This window comes from Xanthomonas cassavae CFBP 4642 (assembly GCF_000454545.1).
In the GTDB taxonomy this organism is placed as follows: Bacteria; Pseudomonadota; Gammaproteobacteria; order Xanthomonadales; family Xanthomonadaceae; genus Xanthomonas; species Xanthomonas cassavae.
Map to the genome: position 1 here is coordinate 4,262,628 of NZ_CM002139.1, position 6,430 is coordinate 4,269,057.

Here is a 6,430-nt window from a genome sequence, read left to right on the forward strand (position 1 = left end):
CCATGGACCATGACGATCTGGTGCGATTCACCTCCGAAGCCTTGTTGCTGTGTCTCAAGGTATCGTTGCCGGTGGTCGGCGTCGCCGCGCTGGCTGGCTTGCTGATCGCCTTCATCCAGGCAGTGATGTCGCTGCAGGATGCCTCGATTTCGTTCGCGCTCAAGCTGGTGGTGGTGGTGGCGGCCATTGCGATCACCGCGCCGTGGGGCGCCGCAGCGATCATGCAGTTCGGCCAGACGCTGATGCAGGCGGCCTTTCCATGATCCGGCGCATTTCGCCAGGTGCCGAGCCGCCGTCGCTGCCGAGCGCGCCCGGCGCATCGCACCACCATACCGATGCGCCGGCCGCTGGCGCACAGCCGCTGGCGGACACGCCACATCATGGACCGCGTCTTCGCCCCGCTCCGCCGCGCAGGCGGCGACGCGGCATGCGGTCACTGGATGGCATGGACGACGAGCTCGACGCCACCGAACTGGAGGACGCCGAAGCGGCGCGCGTGTCGGCGCTACGCGGCCGGGTCAGCGTCGCAGTCGCTCAGCCGCACGAACAGGGGCAAGGCCAGGACGACCAGCATGGCGCCGGCGCTCGCGCACACGCCGGCGATCCGCAGGCAGAGACGTGGCCAAGCGCCTCGCCGGTCCACCGGGACGAGGATGTGCGTGCGGGTGTCCAGGCAGTCATCGATCGCTATGCGGCAACGCGCGCCGCCGACCAGACGCTCAGACGGCACGCCCTTACCGCTGCGTTCGTGGAGTTGCGTGACATCGGCATTGCCCATCCGGTTGCCGCATCGCTGACCACCATGGTCTGGATGTTGATGCGTGAGCACCTGCAATCAGGGCAGGCGGGGAGCGTTGCCGAGAGCATGGACACCTTGCGCAAACGCCTGGTTGAGATGGTGCACGCGCAACCGGAGCCCACACCAGCACTGCATAGCTTCAACCTGCTGCTGCCGCTGATGCTGATCAACGCGCGAACGCCGCGCAGACCTGCTGATTGCGCGCGTGGCGTCACGCGTTTGAACACGCTACTGATGGAACACCAGGATGGGGCCGCTCAGGGGATTCGTGCATGACAATGCAACTTCGCATACTGACGGGACTACACGCCGGCGCGCGATTAGATTTGCAGCCAGGCAGCTATACGTTGGGCGCCGATCCCCAGGCCGAGATCCAGATCGAAGACTGGCCCGATTGCCCGCTCATCATCGAGGTGGATGCAGATGGTCAAGTTCGTTATCGCAGCGACACGTTACCGACGACACCGTTTGTTGCGCTGCATCCAATGCGGTTTGGTCCGTTGGTGCTCTGCATCGGCGAGGCTGCGGCCGATTGGCCGGACGATGTGGCACTGCTGGAGCGGTTGCTGTCTCCAGCCGCGACGCCGGCAACACCCCCGCCTCTCAAGTCCAGGCGTGCTGCGATGCGTGCAGTGGTGGGCGCCATGCTAGCGCTGGCCGCAGCAGCGCTGCTGCCCTCCCTGCTGCCGGCATTTCTTTCCGATGCTGCTCCGGCGCGCAGCCAGGACAACCAGCCCAACCAGGTCCGGTCCGTGCTGAAACGGCTCGGCTTGCACGAAGCGCGCGTGGAGCAGGTCGGCCCGCGCGTGCGGGTCGAGGGCCTGGTGGCGAGCAGCGCGGATGCGGCGCGCCTGCGTGCACAACTGCATCGGTATCAGCATGCCGTCGCGGTCGATGTGGTGGTGGTGGATGAGGTGCTGGCCACCCTGCGCGACACCCTGGCAGACCGCGATCTGAACGTTCGCTACGACGGTCAAGGCGTGTTTTCCATTGCCGGCAACAGCGACAACGCAGAGCGTGCAATCCGCCGGATTGCCGACCTACGCAGCGACCTGGGCCCGGAGATCCGCAAGCTGCATGTGGACATTACCCAGCAGGACCCGTCGGTAAAACCGCCTTCGAACTACGATGCCGCCCTGTTTGTCGAAGGACTGAATTACGTGGAGACACCGGACGGCACCAAGCACCTGACCTCCCTGCCGCAGCAAGCGGCGCCATGAGAACCGCACCATGTTCGATGCCATGACAGACACGGTCACCCAGGATATGAGCAAGATCTTGCAGACCAAGGCGCTGGATGTCTCCGGCGAACGACTGCGCAACGTCGAGGCGGCGCTGCATACGACAGCGCAACAGATCCGTGTGCACTGGTCTGCAGCGAGCGATCAGGCCGCACGCAACAATTTCACTGTCTTGCACGACGGCATCAACGCCGCGCGCGACATCGTCGCGCATGTTGCCGGCATGCCTTGACCATCGATTTCCTTGGTCGCCTCGACCAAGTAAAACGCGCCGGCAGGCGCCCCCGTTTTAATTAACTGCTAAGGAGTCTTCGTATGGCTTTACTTCCCGAAATGAGTTCATTGCACTCGCGCTTTGGCCAGGGCATGGACGGCTTCACCGGAGGCGTTTCAAATGGAATGTCCGGTTCCTCCGCAACGCATGGGGCGAGCGGGCAGATTGACTCGCTGCTCGGCGACCTCACCGCCTCGGACGAGGATCAAAAGCGCATGAACAACAAGATCACCATGCTCAAGAACGATCTCGACTTCAACGTGGCGCTCAACAAGTTCATCGGCAAGGCCGGCGACAATGCAAAAACCCTGGTCGGTCAGTAACGGCTTTTGACATGACGCGGGGCCGGTATGCGGCCCTGCGTCAGGTTGCATGACGGATGACCAGCGCCCGATTCGAAGCGATCGTTCAGCAGATGTGCAAAGCACTGGACCTGCCGGATGTGCAGGCGGTGCTCAGCAGCCGTGTGCTCTGGGTAGACGGGTTTGAAGTCTATCTGCACATGCCTGCAGCCCAGACCGACGATGAAGCACAGCAAGCGCCCGAAGAAGAAGCGCTGTATCTACGCATCTCCTACGGTCTTGCTCCGGCGGGGCGCACCCTGACGGTGTTCCGGCTGTTGCTGGAAGCCAACCTGTCGGTGTACGCGCAGGACCAGGCGCAACTGGGATTGAACGATGCCGGCGTGATCGTCCTGATCGTACGCGTGCCGCTGGACGACGGCGTCGACGGCGCATGGATCTGCGATCTGCTCGCCCACTACGCCGAACATGGCCGTTACTGGAACAACAATATCTTCATTGCACACGACGAAATGTTCGAAGCAATCGCAACGGGAAACTATCTATGGCTACGCGCCTGAGGTGCTCAACGTCCAGCAAGCCGATGCCTGCGGAGGGACAGGTACGTCTCGTTTGCGTGCAGTCGGAGCCTTGCGCCTCCGCTGCGCCGTCTCACAAGGCCACGCTTTCGCGTCGTAATACCTCGCAGGACTTCTTCCGTTATTCAGCTCATGCAAGGAGACACACCGATGAATCTCGCCATTCCCTCACACTCGACTGGCGGCTTACAGCCGTCCACATTCCCACTGTCGCAGCAGCAGGTCTTGAACGCGGTGACCATGAGAATGCTGGCGTACTGCATGCAGCGCATGTTCAGCGGCATGCTGCAGCCTGCGAATCAGCCGTTCGATGGCCTCCAACCACCTGAAGACACACGCCCGACGTCATCGCCATCAAAACTGCCGTGCGCCACGACTTCCGGCAGCCAGCATGACAGTGGTAACGGTAACGGTAGCGACAGTGGCAGCAACTCCTCCGGAGCGGGAACCGGCACTGCTGCAACGCCTGCTACCAGTGCTCCCGGCAAGTCGGGCCCAGGCGGCTCGCTAGCGCCACTTCCCTCCGGCAAGGTCGTCACCGCGCCGCCCGGCGTCCAGAACAAGCCCATCGTAGTGCATAGGGGCGAGGTGTTCGACGGCAAGGGTCAGACGTACATCGGAGGCCCCCGCTTGGGCAAAGGCGATCAGGACGAGCACCAGCAGCCGCTGTTCATCGTCGAGGACGGTGGCAGCCTCTGCAACGTTCACATGAAAGGCGGCGGCGACGGTGTGCATTTCATCGGCAACGGCAAGATGGTCAACTGCGTCAATGAAGATGTCAGTGAGGATGCGGTCACCATCAATGGGCAGGGCAACCGTGAGCATGATGCGCGCATTGCCGGTGGTAGCCCCGAAGTCAGTGGGCGCCCCAAAGTCGAGATCATCAACTGCACGTTCAACAACGCCGCAGACAAGGTCGTGCAGGACAACGGCACTGCCGACGTGGTGATGTCGGGCGACACCGTCAACGGCGCCGGCAAGGTGTTCCGTACCAATGGCGGACACTCCGATGTCGACTCGCACGTTCAGATCGAAGATTGTAATTTCAATCAAGTCAAGGAAGCGGTGTTCCGCACCGACGCGCCCGGCGCGACGGTCAAGATCTCCAACCTGAAGACCGATGCGCCAAACGAGGTGATTGCCCCCAACGAGTCCCAGGCCAGCGGGGCGACACGTATCGGTCACAAGGCCTATAGTGGCTGATCGGGCCCTGCACGCTGCTGCGTGTCGATCGCGCCCGGTAGATGCCCTGGATCGACGCATCTGCCGGACGCCAGCGCCGGCGCCGGCGCCGGCATCGAGACTGCCGCACGCCGGGTCCGAGCGGGCACACACCGAACGGCCGGCACGCAGCTGGCTGCCTGGTCAGCATCGGCACCCAGGTGCATCGATCACACCTGCGGCCAGCACCGCGGCATCGTCGATCGTTGCAGGCAATGTCGCCGAGCGAAGCGCAGACGTGGATTCCACGTCCTGCAGCTTGCTCCGCTTCGGTGACGAGATCCATCCGGTAGGCAGCAGCCGCGCAGCCAAGGTAGGGCGTTGCGCACGTTTGCGCGCCGCCAGCGGGCGCGCTAGCTGTGTAGACCCACCACGTTGTTCAGTGGATGTGGATCCATGAGGTGGGAGGTCGGTGTCCGAGGCCGGCATGGGGCCGATGCCAGTTGTAGTGATGGAGCCAGTGCCCCAGGTCGGCCAGGCGATGCAGGCCGACGCGGCGGACGATGCGCGCGATGGTGCTCCGGCCCACCTGCAGGTGAGCGGCAATTTGCCCGTGGGTGGAGCGTTGTTGGCGCTGCCTAGCGGGCAACGAGGTCGACCAATCTTTGCAGCAAGTGCGGGTAGAGCTGCAACTGGAGTAGTTCACGCGGCGGGGCAGGCGCCTGCTAGATCGCAACGCTGCTGGCTATGCGAGTCGCCGGCCAGGCGTTGCGCGGGGAGACGGCGCCGATCCTGAACTCACCTCAGCCATCGGCCTTGATGGCGCAAGACGCTGGTGACGGCGCGCGCGCACTCGAAAAAAACGCATTGCTTCGGAAGTGTTGTCGCCTCGGCCCGGCGTCCGCGAGCGACATGGCGTCGGCACGAGAGACCGCGGGGCCAACCGACGACCGTGCGGTGGACTTCATCGTCCAGCGCCCAGCGCGGCCGCATTGCCGAGGCCATGCGTACGGCCGGGCAATGGCCGGCGTACGAGGCGACGCCGAACATTGCACGCCCGCCACTCGTGCGTAGGGCCGCCCACCAAGCTGCCACCCGGGCCGCCAGCAACCGACAGACGCAACCGCCGTTGCGCCTGTCGCTATGGCTGCGGCTGCGGCTGCGGCTGCGGCTGCGGCTGCGGCTGCGGTACACCGTGGATCAACTGCAGTATCGATCGCTCACGGCCTGCCATTTTCCCACTGACGAAGTTCTCCACTTTCATGCACTGCATGCCTGAGCGTCTTTAGCTCGGTCTCCAATTTCCGGGGCAGATCGTTGCGCGGCATGCCGCTGAATATTCCCGCCTGCGCTGCGTGCAGGCGATCGAGCACAGTGTCGATGGTTAAAACCGAAATCGACTGCGTGCCGATCTCAGTGCGCAATTCCTCCAGGCCCTCTCGCAACCGCCCCACTCGCGGCCCGAATGCCGACGCAAGCGGTTATCCCTCCTCCAGGGCGCGCGCAACCTCTGCCGACGTCTGCACCGAAAGCAGCGCGATCGCCTCGTCGATGGGCTCGGCCAGCGCCTCAAGCGTGCGTGCGATGGTGCGTTGATGCATGGCTGCGCTGGTTTCGCGTTCCTGATCCAGCCGTGTCGCCTGGGTGGTGTTGGCGCCGTTCTTGGCCTTGAGCGCACTCCAGACCGTATCGTTGAACAGGGTCTGCACCGCCTGCTGCACGACTGTGGCAGTGGAATTGGCGGCTTCGCCCGTAGCGCTGCCGTTCTGATTGCCGTCGCGCAAGGGTGCAGCGACCAGACGACCGGCCCCGAGCGCGGCGAAATTGGCCAGCACGTTGCTGAGCATGTGGCGGCCCAGCACATCGCGCACCGCCGTGGTGATCGCATTACTGGTGCTCAGGGCCTGCCTGGCCAACGCCAGGCCTTCCTTCACGGTTTCTATCAGATAGTTGGAGAAATTACGGCGTCAGACCATCGCGACGTCCCCCCAAGTTTGAGTAGCGCCTTAGTTTGGAGTCCAATTCCCTACCCCGAGGAGATTGGACGTGAAGAAGCGTTTTTCCGAAGAACAGAT

At 63.6% G+C, this 6,430-nt stretch carries 9 protein-coding genes and 1 pseudogene; 7 read left to right on the forward strand and 3 right to left on the reverse strand.

From position 1 onward, the window contains the following. Window positions 1-2: 2 nt before the first annotated feature. The 7 genes from sctS (at window position 3) to XCSCFBP4642_RS0118925 (ending at window position 4,397) form a co-directional block, all read left to right on the forward strand. Window positions 3-263, forward strand: a complete 261-nt coding sequence (gene sctS / locus XCSCFBP4642_RS0118895) for a type III secretion system export apparatus subunit SctS (protein ID WP_029221148.1) — start codon at window positions 3-5, stop codon at window positions 261-263. Then, window positions 260-1,075 (forward strand): hypothetical protein, encoded by an 816-nt coding sequence (locus XCSCFBP4642_RS0118900; RefSeq protein ID WP_029221149.1) that lies wholly within the window; start codon window positions 260-262, stop codon window positions 1,073-1,075. The genes sctS and XCSCFBP4642_RS0118900 overlap by 4 nt, the downstream gene beginning before the upstream one ends. Next, complete coding sequence (gene hrpD5, locus XCSCFBP4642_RS0118905) at window positions 1,072-2,019, forward strand: HrpD5 family protein (protein ID WP_029221150.1); 948 nt, start codon at window positions 1,072-1,074, stop codon at window positions 2,017-2,019. The genes XCSCFBP4642_RS0118900 and hrpD5 overlap by 4 nt, the downstream gene beginning before the upstream one ends. A gap of 10 nt (window positions 2,020-2,029) precedes the next feature. Beyond that, entirely contained in the window at window positions 2,030-2,272 is a 243-nt protein-coding gene (hrpD6, locus tag XCSCFBP4642_RS0118910; protein WP_029221151.1) for an Hrp regulator HrpD6, read from the forward strand. An 83-nt stretch (window positions 2,273-2,355) separates the two neighbouring features. Then, on the forward strand, window positions 2,356-2,637 hold the full coding sequence (gene hrpE, locus XCSCFBP4642_RS0118915) for an HrpE family protein (RefSeq protein WP_200859714.1): 282 nt from the start codon (window positions 2,356-2,358) through the stop codon (window positions 2,635-2,637). Window positions 2,638-2,693: 56 nt separating this feature from the next. After that, complete coding sequence (locus XCSCFBP4642_RS0118920) at window positions 2,694-3,176, forward strand: CesT family type III secretion system chaperone (protein ID WP_029221153.1); 483 nt, start codon at window positions 2,694-2,696, stop codon at window positions 3,174-3,176. 168 nt (window positions 3,177-3,344) lie between these two features. Beyond that, window positions 3,345-4,397, forward strand: coding sequence for a pectate lyase (locus XCSCFBP4642_RS0118925; RefSeq protein ID WP_084624592.1), 1,053 nt, complete (start codon window positions 3,345-3,347; stop codon window positions 4,395-4,397). Between the two features lie 371 nt (window positions 4,398-4,768). Here XCSCFBP4642_RS0118925 and XCSCFBP4642_RS28875 read toward each other — a convergent pair. The 3 genes and pseudogenes from XCSCFBP4642_RS28875 to XCSCFBP4642_RS30190 all read right to left on the reverse strand — a co-directional run. Beyond that, window positions 4,769-4,884: pseudogene (locus XCSCFBP4642_RS28875) on the reverse strand (IS481 family transposase); the annotation flags it as partial. Between the two features lie 691 nt (window positions 4,885-5,575). Beyond that, window positions 5,576-5,779, reverse strand: a complete 204-nt coding sequence (locus XCSCFBP4642_RS30185; protein WP_228325680.1) for a hypothetical protein — start codon at window positions 5,777-5,779, stop codon at window positions 5,576-5,578. Window positions 5,780-5,836: 57 nt separating this feature from the next. After that, window positions 5,837-6,289 carry a hypothetical protein gene (locus XCSCFBP4642_RS30190; RefSeq protein WP_228325679.1) on the reverse strand — a complete coding sequence of 151 codons (453 nt, stop codon included), beginning with the start codon at window positions 6,287-6,289 and terminating at the stop codon, window positions 5,837-5,839. Window positions 6,290-6,430 lie beyond the last annotated feature (141 nt).